At 34.9% G+C, this 19,834-nt stretch carries 15 protein-coding genes; 6 read left to right on the top strand and 9 right to left on the bottom strand.

Translation table 11 applies throughout. From position 1 onward, the window contains the following. Positions 1-58: 58 nt before the first annotated feature. From BM296_RS03670 to BM296_RS19685, 3 genes are all read right to left on the bottom strand, one after another. A complete protein-coding gene (locus BM296_RS03670; RefSeq protein ID WP_091901528.1) occupies positions 59-334 on the bottom strand; it encodes a hypothetical protein in 276 nt (91 codons plus the stop codon). 200 nt (positions 335-534) lie between these two features. Then, positions 535-807, bottom strand: coding sequence for a hypothetical protein (locus BM296_RS03675; RefSeq protein WP_091901530.1), 273 nt, complete (start codon positions 805-807; stop codon positions 535-537). Positions 808-809: 2 nt separating this feature from the next. After that, positions 810-938 (bottom strand): hypothetical protein, encoded by a 129-nt coding sequence (locus BM296_RS19685; RefSeq protein ID WP_262493889.1) that lies wholly within the window; start codon positions 936-938, stop codon positions 810-812. Positions 939-1,373: 435 nt separating this feature from the next. On the opposite strand from BM296_RS19685, the gene gltX reads away from it, so the two are divergent. Further along, entirely contained in the window at positions 1,374-2,882 is a 1,509-nt protein-coding gene (gene gltX, locus BM296_RS03680; protein WP_091901531.1) for a glutamate--tRNA ligase, read from the top strand. A gap of 300 nt (positions 2,883-3,182) precedes the next feature. Here gltX and rlmF read toward each other — a convergent pair whose 3' ends face one another. From rlmF to BM296_RS03695, 3 genes are all read right to left on the bottom strand, one after another. Then, positions 3,183-4,154, bottom strand: a complete 972-nt coding sequence (rlmF, locus tag BM296_RS03685) for a 23S rRNA (adenine(1618)-N(6))-methyltransferase RlmF (RefSeq protein WP_091901533.1) — start codon at positions 4,152-4,154, stop codon at positions 3,183-3,185. A gap of 42 nt (positions 4,155-4,196) precedes the next feature. Then, positions 4,197-4,775, bottom strand: coding sequence for a PepSY-associated transmembrane domain-containing protein (locus BM296_RS03690; RefSeq protein WP_091901535.1), 579 nt, complete (start codon positions 4,773-4,775; stop codon positions 4,197-4,199). Positions 4,776-4,893: 118 nt separating this feature from the next. Then, positions 4,894-7,650, bottom strand: a complete 2,757-nt coding sequence (locus tag BM296_RS03695; RefSeq protein WP_091901537.1) for a M14 family metallopeptidase — start codon at positions 7,648-7,650, stop codon at positions 4,894-4,896. 258 nt (positions 7,651-7,908) lie between these two features. Between BM296_RS03695 and katG the strand changes: the two genes are divergently transcribed. After that, entirely contained in the window at positions 7,909-10,152 is a 2,244-nt protein-coding gene (gene katG / locus BM296_RS03700; RefSeq protein ID WP_091901539.1) for a catalase/peroxidase HPI, read from the top strand. Between the two features lie 66 nt (positions 10,153-10,218). Here katG and BM296_RS03705 read toward each other — a convergent pair whose 3' ends face one another. After that, entirely contained in the window at positions 10,219-10,581 is a 363-nt protein-coding gene (locus BM296_RS03705) for a bleomycin resistance protein (RefSeq protein WP_091901541.1), read from the bottom strand. Between the two features lie 216 nt (positions 10,582-10,797). On the opposite strand from BM296_RS03705, the gene BM296_RS03710 reads away from it, so the two are divergent. Next, the gene (locus tag BM296_RS03710) at positions 10,798-11,727 is read left to right on the top strand and encodes an SPFH domain-containing protein (protein WP_073241412.1); all 930 of its coding nucleotides are present in this window, start codon (positions 10,798-10,800) and stop codon (positions 11,725-11,727) included. Between the two features lie 254 nt (positions 11,728-11,981). Here the strand turns inward: BM296_RS03710 and BM296_RS03715 are convergent, their stop codons facing one another. After that, complete coding sequence (locus BM296_RS03715) at positions 11,982-13,667, bottom strand: glutamine--tRNA ligase/YqeY domain fusion protein (RefSeq protein WP_091901543.1); 1,686 nt, start codon at positions 13,665-13,667, stop codon at positions 11,982-11,984. 226 nt (positions 13,668-13,893) lie between these two features. Here BM296_RS03715 and BM296_RS03720 point away from each other — a divergent pair, with 226 nt between their 5' ends. Both BM296_RS03720 and BM296_RS03725 read left to right on the top strand, forming a co-directional pair. After that, complete coding sequence (locus tag BM296_RS03720) at positions 13,894-16,140, top strand: T9SS type B sorting domain-containing protein (RefSeq protein WP_091901545.1); 2,247 nt, start codon at positions 13,894-13,896, stop codon at positions 16,138-16,140. Positions 16,141-16,147: 7 nt separating this feature from the next. Further along, positions 16,148-18,325, top strand: coding sequence for a PorP/SprF family type IX secretion system membrane protein (locus tag BM296_RS03725; protein ID WP_091901547.1), 2,178 nt, complete (start codon positions 16,148-16,150; stop codon positions 18,323-18,325). Positions 18,326-18,701: 376 nt separating this feature from the next. Here BM296_RS03725 and BM296_RS03730 read toward each other — a convergent pair whose 3' ends face one another. Further along, on the bottom strand, positions 18,702-19,094 hold the full coding sequence (locus tag BM296_RS03730) for a hypothetical protein (protein ID WP_091901549.1): 393 nt from the start codon (positions 19,092-19,094) through the stop codon (positions 18,702-18,704). Between the two features lie 136 nt (positions 19,095-19,230). Here BM296_RS03730 and BM296_RS03735 point away from each other — a divergent pair, with 136 nt between their 5' ends. Continuing rightward, on the top strand, positions 19,231-19,650 hold the full coding sequence (locus tag BM296_RS03735) for a hypothetical protein (RefSeq protein WP_091901551.1): 420 nt from the start codon (positions 19,231-19,233) through the stop codon (positions 19,648-19,650). Positions 19,651-19,834 lie beyond the last annotated feature (184 nt).

The following is a 19,834-nucleotide window of genomic DNA, read 5'->3' on the forward strand; positions in this document are numbered from 1 at the left end:
GGTGCGATATATATTAAATATACATAGCACCTTTTGTAGAAAATAATACTTGATAATTCTAATTAGTTTCCAAAATAACTTCATAATTAAGTTGGTTAACTACACCATTATCTTCAATAAGAAAGTAACCTGTTTTATTAGCAGCTATTGCGTTGTAGTTTTCTTCACTTAGAACGCTACTTGATACTGAAGAATTATAAATACTGTAGTTAGTTATTTCATAATTTACCGCAACCCATTTGTCAATATCAAAATTGACTAATTCTTCTGAGAAAGTAACGTTTAATTGCCCTGGAAAATACTGACTGTCCGGTGTAATTAATTTTGCCTCCAATACTGTTATATCTGGATGTACTGGGTAATCGTTAGTGGTAGTGAAGGAAGCTGTAGATTCTTTGGTTTTATAAGTATTTTGTGCTCTTGCGGTAACTATGACTTCATAGTCAGTATTTCTTTCAAAATCTGTTGGTAACGGAAATGGCTCTTGAAAAAATGTAATTTCTTATTCTGTTTCTGCCCCGCTATAGCTAATAGCTATAACTTTAATAGAGTGTTCTTCGCCCTCAGGATTGTAAAACCTGTGGTTTCTGTTGTGTAAGAACCGTAGGTCTTATGATATTCACCGTCTGTAAAAAGTTTGTAATAATCATCAGAACCATCTTCAATAGTAGGTGTTTGCCAGTCAATACCAACTACGTCATAAGTAATAAAATCATAGGTAATAGGAAAAGCAGATGGTGGCGTACCCAAAGTATGAAGCTCCGATGTATTTATACTGTCTTCTGCATCTTCAGCGGTTGTAACCACCTTTACAGGATAATTTCTAATTCCTCAACATTGTATTCTATTTCGCTAAGAATTTCTGCTAGTAATTCATCATCTAGAAACAAACTGTAACTTACAGTACTATTATTAGATGCGGTAACTTTTGTCCACATAATTTTAGCACTAGTTTGTGATATGTCTTGAAACTCAATTTCTAAAGAAGTAGCGTAATTTCATCGTTTGTGTTATCTACCTCAGTCATAGAATCGTCAGTAGAATCTGAGCTACAGCCTGTAACTAATAGAATTTAAAACACATAAAGGAAGTTCAAATAGTATTTCATTTTTCTTGGTTTAAGATTTTTAATTAACGTTGAACAAATTGTAATCGTATATGTTTTTACAATTTTATAAATCAGATATTTCATGTCGTTTTTATCTAGAATTTTCACTTGGTTTTTGGGGTCAAATATTCTTTTTTAATTCTAATCTGTACTAGATTATTGAATACTAGAGTTGTAAAGGGAATTTGTAAATATTTTTGATTTTCAGAAATTAATTAATGGACCGTAGATATATGGCTAAAGGTGTTTTTTATACCTTTGCCAAATGACAAAGAAAGTTCGTGTTCGTTTTGCCCCTAGTCCTACTGGGCCTTTACATATTGGTGGTGTGCGCACTGCCCTATTTAATTATTTATTTGCCAAAAAACATGGTGGAGATTTTATTCTAAGAATAGAAGATACAGACCAAAATAGATATGTTGAAGGTGCCGAGCAGTATATTATTGATTCTTTGAATTGGTGCGGAATTCCTTTTGATGAAGGTATTGGTAAAGATGGCGGTTTTGGTCCGTATAGACAGAGCGAGCGTAAATCGTTGTATAAAAAATATGCAGATGATTTGGTTGATAGCGGTAATGCATATTATGCTTTTGATACTTCTGAAAGTCTAGATGGGCACAGAAAAGATCATGAAGAAAAAGGTAAAACCTTTATTTACAATTGGCATAATAGATTAAAGCTTGATAATTCATTGTCTTTAATGCCAGAAGAGGTTAAAGCAAAGTTAGATAATGGCGATGATTATGTTATTCGTTTTTTAACTCCGCCAGATGAAACTTTACACTTAAAAGATTTAATACGTGGATCAATTAAAATTGATACCAACGTTTTAGACGATAAGGTTTTATTTAAGAGTGACGGTATGCCAACATACCATTTAGCAAATATTGTTGATGATCATTTAATGGAAATTAGCCATGTAATTCGTGGAGAAGAATGGTTGCCATCTATGGCGTTACACAAACAATTGTATGATGCTTTTGGTTGGGATTCTCCAGAATTTGCGCATTTACCATTGATAATGAAACCTGTTGGAAAGGGTAAATTAAGTAAGAGAGATGGTGAAAAAATGGGCTTTCCGGTTTTCCCTCTTTCTTGGAACGAATCCGTTGGGTACAAAGAATCGGGTTATTTCCCAGAAGCAGTTATAAATTTCTTGGCTTTATTAGGATGGAATCCTGGTACGGAACAAGAATTATTTTCTTTAGATGAATTGGTAGAAACCTTTAGTTTAGATCGTGTTAATAAATCTGGAGCGCGTTTTGACCCAGAAAAGACTAAATGGTACAATCAGCATTATCTTCAAGAAACAGCTGACAATGAGTTGGCTAAGTTATTTTTACCGACAATAAAGGAGAACATTTCTGATGATGATAAACTGAATTTAGATTATGTTACCAAAGTGGTTACGCTTATAAAAGAACGTGCAGTTTTCGTTTCTGACTTTTGGAATTTGAGCGATTATTTCTTTGTTGCTCCTACTGAATACAATGAGAAAGCAGCGAAAAAACAATGGAAAGAAGATACCGCTTCAATCATGAACGATCTTATTTCAGTCTTAAAACCTGTAGAAGATTTTTCTTCAGAAAACACGGAAAGTATAGTAAAAGCTTGGATTGGTGAGAAAGAATTATCTTTTGGAAAAGTAATGCCTCCTTTACGCCTATTCTTAGTTGGTGATATGAAAGGACCTCATATTTTCGATATTATGGCAATGATTGGAAAAGAGGAAAGTGTTTCTCGTATAAAAACAGCCCTAAATAAATTAGGTTAATTATTAATTTTCAAGGAAATAAAAATTGCTTATTTCCTTGAAAATTTACCTAAAACTTATTACTGTCTTATTCTATATTTTTAGATACAAAGATTTGATTAAGATAATTTGTTATAAATAGATTGTTGTTCTCTCTGCGCTACTTTAAATTATACGCTAAAGGAATTAGTGACACTTTAAAATCGGTTTCTGCTGCTGTAAGAACGATTTTGCGGGTTTAAAAAATAAAAATCGACCCTTCGGGTCTTTTAATAATTTAGAACGGCTTAAAACACGGCTATTTTAAATCTATTAACGCTATTATTTATTTTCCCAACGTTCATCTGCCCATACTTTCATTTCGGTTGGTGATAGAAAGGTCCAAGCAATTATTCTGCTCATTTTGTTTCCCTGTCCCATTGGTGTAGTCTTATGTTCTACAACGCCAACTTTTTCTAATCGGTCGTAGAATGAACGTAGATTTGATTGCTTAGACACCAATGTAGAAAACCAAGCGGAATTTTTTGAGAATTGTGTGCTTTCATTGATCATGTTTAAAACAAATCGTTTTTCTCCCCCATCTGTCCACAGTTCTCCACCTTGACCGCTAAAATTCAGTTCAGCTTTTTTAACCCTCTTTTTCTTTAGATTACTCAACTTACGTAAAGTACCCGCCTCGGCTTCTGCTTGCGTAGCATGAAATGGAGGGTTGCAAATCGTTAAATCAACTTTATCGGATTCATTTAAAATTCCAGAAAAAATATGCTCAGGTTTTGACTGTAATCTAAATGCTACTTTACCGTGAAGAGAAGGGTTAGAGGTTACAATTTTTTGTGCAGCTTCAATTGCCTTTGCGTCAATGTCTGAACCAATAAAGGACCAACCGTATTCGTTATTTCCAATGATAGGGTACACACAATTAGCTCCTACCCCAATATCTAAACATTTTATGGCATCCCCTTTTACTAAAACTCCGTCATTACTAGAGGCTAAAATATCAGAAATGTGGTGTATGTAATCTGCGCGCCCTGGTATTGGCGGACAAAGAAAACCATTAGGTATATCCCAAAAATCTAATCCGTATTGAGATATCAATAATGCTTTATTTAAAGCTTTTACAGCTTTCGGATTAAAGAAATCAACAGTAAAATTTCCGTATTTATTTTTGGTAACAAACTCCTTTAGTTCAGGATTTACCAGCTTTAATTGTTTTAGATCGTAACGACCGGTATGTTTGTTTCTAGGGTGTAAAGTTGGTTTTTCTAATTCCTCTTTCTTCTTTGAGTCTGCCATAATAATAATTGATTATTGAGACTTCAAAGCTAAAGCTAATTTTTAAGCAGTAGCTTTATTTCTTCGCATCCTCTTTGGTCCATACCAAAGCCAGAATCCAGTAATCGTAAAAACTAGAAGGGCCACACCCATAACCGTTGTGTAAAATACTTTTATTTGATTATTGCTAGTACCTAAATAATCATCTAAAATAGAACCATCGTGTATTTGTTCGATAAGATCAGAGTACCTTCTTTCTACATGTAATATTTCACCTGTGGTGCCATCCAATTGCAGACTCCAAATGTGGTCGGTATAAATAAATTTTACCATCCCTTTTTCTTTTCTTATATCTATTCGGTCAATTTCTGTAGATAAATCAGCTGATATAGAATCTAAAAGATAAGTATTTGCAATGATGTGTAATTGGTCAACGGGCATCCAATCTTTTAAGTTAGTGGACACTCCCTCATATGATTTAGATAAAATGATTCCGCCACTATGTTTTTTCCAACCTAAGAGAAGCCCGCTAATGGCAATAAAGAAAAAGAAGACAAATAATGCAGCTCCCGTAATCCTGTGTACTTTTCTAAAATTACGCAACCATTTGGCCTGTGTCTTTCTTTTAGTGTCTTTATGCATTAGTTTGGGTGGTTAACAGGCAATATAATCAGATTTAAAAAAGCGATATTAGAAGGAATTGTTAAAATATAATGTTTAACATTTTACAGCTCTTTAAGACCAATTGATTTAGTCTATTTTAATTGGAATTTTCGTTTGAAAGTTCTGGGTTTTCTTTAGTTATTGGTTCTTCGGTAGAATTCCACTCTTTTAAAGATTCATGGTTTTTTGCGATAGAATTTGTGTATAACAAAGCGTTGAATAAAGCTCTATAGGTTCCCATAGATTGTCCTCGCCATTGGGGCTGAAATCCAAAAAGAATAACATGTCCATCTTTATAGCGAACATCTACAGCCGCAGCTTTGTCATTCATGTATTCTTCACCTACCAAATAACCAGATAGTAAAGGCGAACCTTTTTCTTGATATTTTGATAGTATTTCGCCATCAAAACCATCAAGTGTTTTAAAAACGGGACTACCAAAAACAAATACACCAGATTTTTCTGGCATACCCGCCATAATAGGATGTTGATTATTATTGGTCACTTCTAGTATTGAACCACCCGTGAAAAATTGACTTTTTGTTAATTCTTGTACATTGTTTTCTATTGGTAAGTGAAGTTCATTTATTGCAAAATTTGTGCTTTTATTTAGGCAAACTAATGTTCCGCCGGCACTTACAAACGAGTCAATGTTTCTAACGCCCAATCCTTTTAATCCTCCTGCATACTGTGGTGGAGCCATACCTTTTTGAAAGCCATCTTCAATGATTCCCGGTCTTTCCGAAGCCATTAAAACAACGTCAAACCTGTCATTTAGATTTCCGTTATTAATATCTGCATTTCTAATTATAACATATGGTATATTAAAATTATCTAAGAGCCACCTTGTCCAGCCCATATCCATACTAGCCGTCCACGGATCATAAACTGCTATTCTAGAGTGCACATTAGTTTTAGGTTTGGTTGATGTAAGTCTAGCATTTACGGCATAATCTTTCACCCACTTTTGCATTTGTGATCTTGATGCATTACTTATAGCATACGTTTGTTGTTTTGGATTAAAACCAATAGCTAGATTTTGGTTCATTGCATCGCCAATAATTCGAAATGAATTGTTCTCTTTTGGGTCAATAACCATGGTACCACCACTACCCTTTAAAGTTCCGGGTAACGGCACTATTCCTGCAGCTACTTCATTAGTGTCAAAACCCGCTCCGCCTATAAAATCTGCTTTACTTAAATCTATACTGGTATCTGTGTTTTCCTCTAATGCTATTCCCTTAACCGGAATTAAAGATGAAGATATTGATTCTGGTAAAGGAGACATGGCTGCAACAACATCTACTTCCATTTGATATGGTAATGTCCAACCCGCAGCATCATAGGGTCGTTCTAAAGGACCGTCTGGTGATTCCCTTAAATCTGGATATTCTTGAATGTCTATTAGTTGTCTTGCCAACTCTCCAAATTCCTGAGCCATAGGTATAACCCATGTCCCTTTCGGATAGGTATTCCCTTCGAAAAATGTTTCAGAATCTAATTGAGAAATTTTAATTCCGTTAAAAGCTAGTCTTTTCAAGAATTCTACCGGGCGTACGGGATCGCGTTGTTTTTGTTTTATAAAATAGGCATAAGGTGGTTCTTGCTTATATTTTTCAATTGTGGTTACGCCTGCCTGATACTTGTTGAAAAGTAGGGTTTCTTTATATTTTGCGGCATAATCTAGAACGGCTATAGATGCTGTTTGCATATATTGAACAGCATCTCCTAGACGCCACCACCCACCTTTCCATGGGCTAGAGTACAGAGATTCAATACGTAAATCTGCTCGTTCTTTCGGAAAATCCTTAATGGTATAAAAGTGCGGAGTTGCAAATTTATAAAGGGATGTTTCTGTCCAGAACGATGGTATGTTCTGCATCATTGGCATGTAATCAATATAACCAGGGTACCAAGCATCAAAACCTTTACCCATATGTACAGCGCCTGGCAAGCCTTCCGTTTCTAATTCTTGTGCCATAGCCATACCAATCATATTTACTTCTCTGGCCATTAATGGCGGAGTTTGGGGAGCAACTGGTTCTGCAAAAGGTGGCAGCCAAATTCTAGTAGGAAATGGGGAAGATTGATGATGTACATGAATAATACTTGGTTCCCACTCACGCCAAGTGCTACCAACAACACGAGATTCAAGCTGATTTAGCATATAGGCATCACGATTATTATCGTGACCTACATATTTTTGATATAACCACGGTGTAGGCGCAGTTTCATAAGGGGTACCCACATTTCCTAAATACCAATTGGCAATGATATCTTGTCCATCAGGGTTTAAAGAGGGCCATAGAATAAGTATTACATCTTCAAAAATGGTCTGGTACTTTTCTGTTTTGGCTTTATTTACCAATTCATAGGCCAAAGTTATAATGTGTTGTGCTCCGGCAACTTCTGAGGCGTGTAGACCACCACTAATATCCACAATTGCTTTTCCTTCTTTTGCCAATGCTTTTGCCATCTCTCTTGTTAAGTTTTCAGGATGCGCTAATTGCTGTGAAATAGATTTATAGTGATCTATCTTTTGTAGATTTTCTGGTGTAGAGATTAATACATATTGCCATTCCCGTCCTTCAGATGTTTTTCCGGCATATCTCATCTCTACCATATCACTTGTGGCAGCTAGTTTTTCAAAATAATTAATTGACTGATCGTAAGTTGCTAAATTAAAATCCGAACCTATTTCAAAGCCTATTACCTCGGTTGGATTAGGAACTGCTTGAGCATTCGATTGCTGTATGAAGGAAAGAATTAGGAATAAGGGTGATAATATCAGATGTATAAATGCCACTTTTATTTTTGTGAATTTTGATAATATACTTTTATCAAATGATTTCATGAGGTTTGAATGTTAGTTTGTCTTACTAAATTATTAATTATGAGATAGCTAGTGTTATAAACAGGCTATAAGTGATTATCTTTATGATATTCTAATATTTACGGTAATAATTAAGTCAGTTTGATAATCGAATTGGCGTGATGCAAAACAATTAAATATTATACAATAGATTTTATCTATTTAAAACGAAATATTGATAAGTAAAATATTTATAATTTTACTATTGAGAAGTAAAAACAACTTAAAATTTATATAATCATGAGTAGTACTAACGGAAAAGGTGAAGCTTGGGATGTAAATGATCCCGCTGCAGCAAATTGTCCATTTTTAAATGGTGAAATGCATCAGGCAGCTGGTGGTGGAACAACTAACAAAGATTGGTGGCCAAATATGTTGAATCTTAATATTTTAAGATTGCATTCTAAAATGGCAGATCCAATGGATGATGATTTTAATTATGCTGAAGAGTTTAAATCTCTAGATTTAGCCGCCGTTAAACAAGATTTGACAGATTTAATGACGAATAGTCAAGATTGGTGGCCTGCAGATTATGGTCATTATGGACCATTCTTTATACGAATGGCTTGGCACAGTGCTGGAACGTACCGTATATCTGATGGTAGAGGTGGTGCGAGCGCAGGTAACCAACGTTTTGCCCCATTAAATAGTTGGCCAGATAACGCCAATCTAGATAAGGCCCGTTTATTATTATGGCCTATTAAGCAGAAATATGGCAAGAAAATTTCTTGGGCAGATTTATTGATACTTACTGGTAATGTTGCTCATGAAAGTATGGGATTGCCAATGTTCGGATTTGCCGGTGGTCGTGAAGATATATGGCAACCAGAAGAGGATATTTATTGGGGATCTGAAACAGAGTGGTTAGGAAACAAACAACGTTATGATGAAGATGGCAATGAGTTAGAAAACCCTCTAGGTGCTGCACATATGGGCTTAATTTATGTAAATCCAGAAGGGCATAATGCAAATCCTGATCCATTAGAAGCCGCTCATTATATTAGACAGACATTCAAAAGAATGGCAATGGATGATTATGAAACCGTTGCGCTTATTGCAGGTGGACATACATTCGGAAAAACACACGGTGCTGCAGATCCAGAAAAGTATGTAGGTTCTGAGCCAGCTGCTGCAGATATTACAGAACAAGGTTTAGGTTGGAAGAGTACTTATGGTACTGGGTCTGGTGCAGATACTATAACAAGTGGTATAGAAGGCGCATGGTCACAAACACCTACAAAATGGAGTCATTATTTCTTTGAAAACTTATTTGGTTTTGAGTGGGAATTAACTAAGAGTCCGGCTGGAGCTTGGCAATATAAGCCAGTTGGCGATGCCGGTGCTGGTGAAATGCCAGATGCTCATATACCAGGTAAGACACATCAACCATTTATGTTGGTTACCGATATGTCGCTACGTTTAGATCCTGAATATGAAAAAATTTCAAGAAACTTTTTAGAGAATCCAGACGAGTTTAAAGATGCCTATGCAAGAGCTTGGTATAAACTAACTCACCGTGACATGGGACCTACTAATCGTTATTTAGGACCAGAAGTACCAAAAGAAGTGCAGATATGGCAAGATCCAGTACCTGCCGTTGATTTTGATTTGATTGATGATGCCGATATTGAAAATTTAAAGACATTAATTTTAGCTTCAGGACTTTCTACGGCAGAAATAGTTTCTACTGCATGGGCTTCTGCATCCACTTTTAGAGGGTCAGATAAGCGTGGTGGTGCTAATGGTGGTCGTGTGCGTTTAGCTCCTCAAAAAGGTTGGAAAGTTAACAACCCTACACAGTTGGCTAAGGTTACCGCTACTTTAGAAAGAATTCAGAAAGAATTTAATGATAATCAATCTGGTAACAAAAAGGTGTCTTTTGCCGATTTAGTTGTTCTTGCTGGTTCAGCTGCTGTCGAAAATGCCGCAAAGTTGGCTGGTTTTGATACCAAAGTTGCTTTTAACGCTGGTCGTACAGATGCAACTCAGGAGAGTACTGATATTGAATCTTTTGATGCGCTTGAACCTATGGCAGACGGATTTAGAAATTATACAAAACAAAAACTATCTGTTCAAGCAGAAGAGTTATTAATTGATAGAGCAAACCTATTAACTTTAACTGCACCAGAAATGACTGTTCTTGTTGGTGGTCTTCGTGTACTTGGCGCCAATTATGATGGTTCTGATTACGGAGTATTTACTGATAAACCAGGATTGCTTACAAATGATTTCTTTATCAATTTATTAGATATGGGAACTACGTGGAAGGCTGCTTCTGACAACGATACTGTGTTTGAAGGTAGTGACCGTAAAACTGGTCATGTGAAATGGAAAGGGACTAGAGCAGATTTAATATTTGGTTCTAATTCTGAATTACGAGCATTGGCAGAAGTATATGGTACGGAAGATGCAAAACAGAAATTTGTTCGTGACTTCGCAAGAACTTGGACCAAGGTTATGAATTTAGATCGTTTTGATATCTAAATATATTCACTTTATAAATATTAAAAAGACAGCTATAATTAGCTGCCTTTTTCTTTTTAATATCTATCATTTGTTCAATGATTCTCCAAATGTCAGTAAGTTACTATCGGGGTCTAATAGAGCAAACTCCTTTTGTTTCCAAGGTTTAAGCTCTAGTTTTCCATTAGGGTGTATAGCTACATTGATATTTAATAACGATTGGTATAAGGTTTCTATATCGTTGGTGCGGATATAGACCTGTCCGTAGTTCTCTTTTGGATTTAGAGCTTCGAACAAAAAGAAATGTATTTCGATGTCATCCTTTTCTACCATCAAATACTCAGGATAATCTATTGTGCCTACTTTTTTAAACCCGAGTGAATTAACATAATAATCTATGGTAGCACTTTTGTTTCGCATCGGTAACTTCGGATTTATAGAGACAAGCATAGTTTGTGTGTTTTGATTAGCTCTAAATTAATCAATCTAAACCTAAGTTATGAAAGTCAGAAGTTCATTGATATAGTTTGAAAACCTATCGTAATCACAAAGTAGATTGAAGATTATGTATTTCTAGGCGCTATTCTGTAACAAATATGAAATAAATGCTACTAATACTATGAAGGCATTTAGTATCTTTCAATATTAACCTTAAAAGAAATAATTATGGGCTCATTTATTTGGATTCCGATTGCGTTTTTAGTGATTGCCACTATTCTATCGGGTGTATTTATTGTAAAACAGCAAACAGCGGTATTAATTGAAACATTCGGAAAATTTACTAGTGTAAGACAATCTGGTATTCAATTTAAAATTCCTTTTGTGCAACGAATTGCCGCACGTATTGGTTTAAAAATTCAACAATTAGATGTTATTATAGAAACTAAAACCTTAGATGATGTTTTTGTGAAACTTAAAGTATCAGTACAATATGTGGTGATTAAGGAAAAAGTTTATGAAGCATATTACCAGTTAGAATATCCACATGAACAAATTACTTCTTATGTATTTGATGTGGTTAGGGCTGAAGTACCTAAAATGAAATTGGATGATGTTTTTGTTAAAAAAGATGATATTGCCATAGCTGTAAAATCAGAATTGCAACAAGCAATGTTAGATTATGGATTTGATATTATTAAAACCTTGGTTACCGATATTGATCCAGATGCACAAGTAAAAGAAGCCATGAACCGTATTAATGCTTCTGAGCGTCAAAAAACTGCTGCGCAGTTTGAAGGTGATGCTGCACGTATTTTAATTGTAGAGAAAGCAAAAGCTGAGGCTGAAAGCAAAAGATTACAAGGTCAGGGTATTGCAGATCAAAGAAGAGAAATAGCTCGTGGTCTAGAAGAGTCTGTAGAGGTATTGAATAAAGTTGGTATTAATTCTCAAGAAGCTTCTGCATTAATTGTGGTAACACAACATTATGATACATTACAGAGCATAGGGGAAGCTACTAACACCAATTTAATATTATTACCGAATTCGCCTCAAGCAGGTAGTGATATGCTTAATAATATGGTTGCTAGTTTTACCGCTAGTAATATGATTGGTGAAACAATGAAAAAAACAAATAAACCTAAACTTAAAGAATAGCTCATTTTAGGTTTGATTATTTTTAGGAAAACCCGAGAACAAATGTTCTTGGGTTTTTTTATGCATTTTAAAAATTAGGACAAAGAAAGATATAGCTTTAAAAATTCATTTTAAGAAGCTATTTAAGCATTTCACAACCTTTATGATACCAATGGGTTTGTAAATTGAAAGAGGCTCGTAGACATTACGTCTTCGAGCCTCTTCTTATAAGAATATTCAATACTATAGAATAGTAGTAATAGGTATAACTAATACTATTTTTTCTCTTGAACTTTAGCCCAAGAATCTCTTAAACCAACAGTTCTATTAAAAACTAAATTATCTGCAGTGGTATCTGGATCAACACAGAAATAACCTATTCGTTGAAACTGAAAAGTATCTCCAGGTTGTGCATTTTTTAATGCAGGTTCTACATATCCGTTAATTACAGTTAATGAATCCGGATTAATAAAATCTAAGAAATCCTTGTCTTTATGTGTGTCTGGACTTTCATCTGTAAACAGGCGGTCATATAATCTAACTTCCGCTTTAACAGCATGCTCAATAGATATCCAGTGTAATGTTCCCTTAACTTTACGCAAACTTTCTTCTGTACCGCTTCCACTTTTACTTTTTGGGTCGTAAGTACACTGTACTTCAGTTATATTCCCTTCGGTATCTTTTGTACAGCTTTCAGCTTTAATAATGTAACCGTTTTTTAAGCGAACTTCATTGCCCAATTTTAAACGGAAGAATTTTTTATTGGCAGCTTCTCTAAAATCTTCCTGTTCAATATATATTTCTCTAGAAAATGGAACTTCTCTAGAACCTGCATTTTCATCTTCTGGAGAATTTTCTGCAACTAACCATTCCGTTTCACCTTCAGGGTAATTTGTAATTACCACCTTAAGTGGGTTCAGAACTCCCATTACCCTATGGGTTGTTTTATTTAAATGTTCCCTAACATTGAATTCAAGTAAAGAAACATCAATAAGGTTATCTCTTTTCGCAATACCAATAGTATCTACAAAATTGCGAATAGATTCCGGTGTATATCCTCTTCTACGTAATCCTGATATTGTTGGCATTCTTGGGTCATCCCAACCATTTACTACTCCCTTTTCAACCAATTGTGCCAACTTCCGCTTACTTACTACGGTATGGCTTAAGTTACGACGAGCAAACTCTCGTTGCTTAGGCCTTACTTTAGTTTCATCATATACTTGATCTAAAAACCAATTATATAACTCACGGTGCATTGCAAATTCTAGCGTACAGAAAGAATGTGATACTTGCTCTATATAATCACTTTCACCATGTGTCCAATCATACATCGGATAAATACACCAATCGGTATTTGTTCTGTGGTGCGCTTTATGTAATATACGGTACATGATAGGGTCTCTCATCAACATGTTAGATGAGGTCATATCTATCTTAGCTCTTAATACGTGAGTTCCTTCTTTAAACTCTCCGTTTTTCATCTTTTCAAACAGCTCTAAATTTTCTTCTATAGATCTATTTCTATTTGGACTATCTGTACCCGGTTCAGTAGGAGTTCCTTTTTGGGCAGCCATTTCTTCAGAAGATTGATTGTCCACATATGCCTTTCCTTGTTTAACCAATTCTACCGCCCAATCATATAGTTGCTGAAAGTAATCAGACGCATACCGTTCGGTATCCCACTTGAAACCTAACCATTCTACATCTTTTTTGATAGCATCTACAAATTCTTGCTCTTCTTTTGCAGGGTTTGTATCATCAAATCTCAGATTTACAGGTGCATTATACCTTAGACCTAAACCAAAGTTTAAACAAATAGAGCTTGCATGCCCAATATGTAAATAACCATTAGGTTCTGGAGGAAAACGAAAACGTAATTCGTCTTTGGTATAACCATTTACCAAGTCCTCTTCAACAATTTGTTCAATAAAATTCAAAGACTTTGATGTCTCGCTCATGTCATTATATTTCAAGCTACAAAAGTAGCAAAAATGGCTTAAAGGATAGGTTTAAATTGGATACACCTTACATAAAATGAGTTTCACAACATAAATCTTCCTTCCGACAACATAAAATTTCACTTCGTCGTATTAAATAACATATTTGTCTATGAAATGATGGTATAGTGAAATAATTTATTAACCAACTTTTCAACCGTAGTGGCCCCCATAACTACAAATACCTATGAGAACTTTGAACAAACTTACCGTAATTACAGCACTATCCATGCTTTTCTGCGCTTTTCAATTATCTGCGCAAGCAATAGTAATTAATGCTCCAGAACCTGCAGACAATCCAAATCTGTCAGGAAGTACACCATGGTCTGCCGTTTGCGCAGGTAATGGTGGTTTTAACGAATACTATGTAAATGTTACATGGATTGGAACTGCGAACGCAGGTAACGAGTTTATTCTCGAATTATCTGACGCCAGCGGTAGTTTTGCCAATGCACAAACATTGCAAACTATTACCGATCAAAATGCCGTAAAGGATTTTGATACCAGTTTTGCCATACCTACAGATACACGTGGTGAAGGGTATAAGATGAGGGTTAGAAGTACTGACCCGGTAAAGATCGGTAGTGAATCTCCTGCATACAATATGTATTACATGGATGTAACTTCTAATCTTAATATTAGTGAAAAAGGTGACGGAGTTCCCCCAGGTACTGTTTGTAGTACAGGACCGATTACTTTACAAGTTGATAATATAGCAAACCCTGAAACCTATCAATATATCTGGTTTCGAAGTGGGACAGAATTAACGTCGGAAACCGGACATACTTTGAATGTAACCCAATCTGGTATGTACAATGTATATATTAATTATGGACCGCGTTGTACTGGTTCTGGTAATACAGATTCAAATATAGTTGATGTAACTATTGGAGGGTCTGGAACTGGTATTGCCGTTACCGCACCAAGCAAGACTTCTTTGTGTAGTACGGACACCGAAATTTTAAGTATAGATCAAACCAATGCTTCATGGAGCTACCAATGGTTTAAAGATGACGCTGCAATTTTAGGAGCGACTGGAACAACTTATACAGTAAATGCTGCAAATGCAGGTTTTGAAGGAGATTATGCAGTTGAAATATCTGGTACTGGTATCTGTAATGAAAGATCAGCAGTAGTTTCTATGAACAATGCAGAACTATATACTGTTACAGTAGAAAATGAAATTAATACGGTTTTATTACCTACACAAACTCAATTGTTAAGTGTTAGCACAACTGCGAACACTCCAAGCTATAAGTGGTTTAGAAACAATGTTGAAATAAGCGGAGAAACAAGTAATTCAATAACGATATCTCAAGACGGTGAATATTACGCCGAGGTAACCCAAACAGGTGGTGCATGTGCTATCTCTTCAAAAAATTCGGAAACTACTACTGTAGTATCTCCTGCTTCTTTTGAGATGACTATAAATTATACTGATGCGTATACTTCTTGTGAATCTACAACTACAACTTTAGGTGTTGAGCAAATTAATGCTGTTGCAACAGATGGTACAAAAACAGATGTTACAAGTGCTTTAGTTGATGGGTTTACCTATCAATGGAGTAAAGATGGTGCAATTGTAAATGGTGCCACAAATAACGTTATTAGTTTAGCATCGAACTTAGAAAATGGGGACTATGAATTAAATGCGACCATTGATAGTTTTGATATAGATTCTAACTCGTTATCAATACAGCTTTTAACTAACGAAACTATTTCTATTACCAGTTCTGGAACTGTTTTTTGTAGTGGCGGAGAAACTATTTCACTTAGCACCACCAGCAATTTAAGTTCATCTACTTACGAATGGCAATTAGATGGTATTTCAATTAATACAACTGATGCTGTTTTGACGGTTTCTACAGCAGGTACCTATAGACTGACAATGGATAAGGATGGCTGTTCTTTGATCTCTAATGAGATTGTAGTTACACCGTTAGATGAGAATCTTATAACCCTTGACCCAGGTACTGAAGTTGTAATGCCAGAAGGCACTACTAAAACAGTAACTGCAAGTGGAGGTACTGCTTATAGATGGTTAGATGCAAATGCCGCTGAATTAAGCAATTCTGACAGCGTAACTTTTACAGATGCAGGTACGTATACCTTGATAGCATCTATAGATAACTGTGAGATTGTTAGACAGGTAGAAGTATCTTACTTAGATACATTTAAAGTACCTAATGTAATAACAGTTAATGGAGATGGTATTAATGACCAATGGGTTATTCCAAACTCTTACTCTAATAAGGCCGATGTAAATGTTATTATTTACAACGAACAAGGTCAAGAGATCGTAAACGAATTTGATTATAAAAATAATTGGCCGCAGTCTACTACTGCATTCACTAAACAAAATATGGTATTCTACTATAAAATTAGAAATGCCAGTGAAGTACTTAAACAAGGTACGATCACAGTAATACGTTAAGCTCACCATGCTAAAGAAAAGTGTTTTATATCTATTGTTATTTGTGTTAGCTATCATGAAGGTTAGCGGGCAAGAGGAGAATCCGTTTGTATCATACGACGTTCCTGCCCAGAATCTATTGAAGTATAACCGATTTTTAATCAACCCAACGTTTTCAACGGTTAGGGAAGACAAATCTTATATTAACTTGTTACACCGAAACCAATCGGTACAATTTGATGATAACAATCAGAACTATTTCTTAAGCTATAGTGGTCGTATTAGTGACAAAACAGGACTTGGATTAAGCTTGTACTCACAAAGGGAAGGTATACTTAGTAACTTTGGTGTACTGGCAAATTATGCCTATGGTATTAAACTGAACGATAAGAGTAATTTTACGTTCGGTGCAAATGTATCGTATTACCAAAGTGGCTTTGATAATGGTAGGGCTTCAACAGTAGAGGAAGATCCTTTTTTATCTGGATTGCAAGATCAGAACTTGTTATCGTTTCAGCCAGGTTTCAACCTTTCTTATGGTAAGTTTGATGTTGGTATGTTCGCAGAAAACCTTTTCGATTATAACTTAAAAACAAGTGAATCGGTAACGGAGTTTAAAGACAAAACATATTCAGGTCACCTACAATATACCCATCAGTTTGAAAATCAAACAGGAATTTTTGAAGAGGGTAGGTTGATGCCTTTGGCAAGAGTTAGAAAAGTAGGTGAAGAAGATGTAACCTTAGGCGGTAGTTTAATTCTTGATCTACCAAAATTAGGATGGATTCAAGGTGGTTACGATAGCTTTTATGGTGCAGCTGCCGGTGTTGGTTTTAACTTAAACCAAAGGATTTCTTTAGGCTATACCATGGAAAAAGGATTGTCTAATAACTTCGATAATTTTGGAGTTACACATGAAATATCATTTGCATACTCATTCTCGCCAAATCTTACTGAGGATAGGGTTATGTTAGAAGATGAATATGAAGATGATTTGGTACAGAATGATGAAGAGCCAGAGAATATTGCTACTAATGAGGAGATTGAAGAATTGAAGATGAAATTGGCAGAAAACGATGCCATTATTGAGGAGTTAATGTTCCGTCAAGATTCATTAGAGGCTATTCGCCAATCTGATTTAGAAAGACGTTTTGCCATGGTAATGCGTATGGTTAGAAATGAAACCAACGGTGAAAGACCAGATCTTGAGAATAAAGCAAAAGAGCTTTTTCTTGATGAGAATAGCAATACCGAAATTGCCTCTAACTATAACCCGAGTAATTCAGGTGAGGCAGTTACAAATAATCAAGCAGCTAGTCAAACGCAAAAAGATAGGGTAGCAATACTAACAAGCGAAAGAAAAGACCCTGTTGCAGAAAGACAAGAAGTTGTCGAGTCTAGTTCAGATGATAATACTTCAGTTGATAACAGGTTTAATGAACAAGTTCAGCCAAAAGATGCCGTAGTTGCAAATAGACCTCGAAATACCGCTAAACCTGTTGCAAAAACAACAAGAGAGGTTGCGCAAGATGCTGTTAAAAGTAGAAGATTTAAAGATTTACCTGATGTTAACGATGGGTATTATGTAGTTGCAAATGTGTACAAAGGTGGTCAGTATATGAATAACTTTATTAATGACCTTAATGAGAAGGGTATTAATGCTGATTATATTGATAACCCTAATACTGGTTTAAAGTATGTGTATTTGGACCGTTTTGAAACCTTTGAAGATGCTGTTGCCGCACATAATTCTAATCTAAATGGTAGATATGATGGTGCCATGTGGATTATGAATGTAGACAACAAATACACTAATGAAGCATATGCAAGTAATGTAAACAAGATTAAAGAAAAGAAATCTAAATATGATGCTGATGTGCTTACCTCAAATGTCATAGTTCGGGATAATGTTGCCTCTACAGATACTGATTCTAAGAATATAGTTATTGACGGAGCTGGATCTGGTTATTACTTAATTGCCAATGTATTTGCAAACCCAAACAATGCTAAGAAATTTGTAGCGCTATTAAATTCATTCGGTTTAAGCGCTAGTTATTTTATCAACCCCAAGAACAATTACAGATACGTATATCTAAAGAAGCACGACTCTTGGACCAATGCGTTAATCTCATATTACTCTAAGCTGAATGATGCTTATAATGATAAAATGTGGATTATGCGGGTTAATCAAGAACTCCTGGTATAGCGCGACTATTAACTAACTCAACGATTACACAAAGACCTTATCATCTCAGATGATAAGGTCTTTGTTGTTTCTACTGAATACAATTTCTAAGCTATACAAAATTGTATTTAATTTAATTCTAAATATACTCTTCATTATATTTTAATTGTTGTTGAATATTGATTCACTAACATTCATCAATAAAATTGAGTTGAAAAAAATAAAATACACATATAAAATATGATACCAATAAGTATTTTTATATATCACTTTTATTTGATTGTATTTTAAACCTAGATTGCATTTCTGCTCAAAGCGAAAATACCTTAAGTTTAAATTCATCATTTTCATAATTGCTAAATGCTATATATCGATTGAATATTGATTTCTTGATGCATTACTTCTTACTAATTCTTATCAAATGAATCGCAGTCAAATTACTAAGATGTAAAATCAACTTATATTCTTCAAAAGAGATTTTTGAACTATATATTTCTTGAGTATTCTTTAATTTTATAATAAGATGTTCATCTTCCAAATACCAACGTATCTCCTCTTCATTAGGTAGCTGAAACCAGTCACTATTTGAAGTAATCAATAGGCGCTGTTCTTCTTTAAATTTAAAAGTAGTCCCAATCATTTCGCTAAAGTCATTTTGTAGGCAAACTCCTGTTCTAGTAACTTGAACTTTTTCAATCTTCCATGTACCGATTAATTCTATCTTCAGTATAATATCAGACGCAACTTGACTTTTAATTAGTATAAGAAGTACTATTAGTATTCCTTTCATAAATTCAAGACGAATGAAATGACCTTAGGTTACTTGAGATTAAAATTGAGGACCAACTTTGAAATACGAACTTATTATATTGCTAATTTGAAAGTACTTGTACATCGGTTGGAACGGTTCTTGTTTTTACCAATTTATGAGAAAACCAATAATCTTGCTAATCCTCTTTTTTGCTCAATTATGTTTTGGTCAAGAGAAAGAAATATCTAAATCTTTTCTAATTGATCGTTGGAAGGTTGATAAGACTATAAAAGAAGGTGATACTGAAATTACAGTTTATAGGCGAAGTAGGACTTTGAAAATTGGTAACGAACTTCGTTTTTTGAGTACAGGCGAATATCGCATAACTTTTAATTCTGGAAGGAAAATAGGGCGGCGGTGCGGAAATGAAATTCGCTCGGGAGGGGTTAATGGATATTATCGTTTTAATTCCCAAGAACAATCAGTAACCCTTAAAAGCTACAATACTGATCCAATTATTAACTGGGATCTTGTGTGGATTGATGAGAATTCATTTGGAGTAAAAAAAGCAAAAGATAACATCACTTATAAATGAGCAAGTCTTTTTACTGTTGGTATTTGCCAATCGATATTAAAAAAAATACTTAGCAAGTAACCGGAAACCAAATAGATTTCCGGTTGTTATTTGTTATATTAAATCATGATAATCAAGATTTTTATTTTTCCCATTTAAATTGAAGTCCGTTTTTTGAAAATCAACCTAGCCGATATTTATTTTC

Origin of the sequence: Maribacter stanieri (genome assembly GCF_900112245.1) — a bacterium.
In the GTDB taxonomy this organism is placed as follows: domain Bacteria; phylum Bacteroidota; class Bacteroidia; order Flavobacteriales; family Flavobacteriaceae; genus Maribacter; species Maribacter stanieri.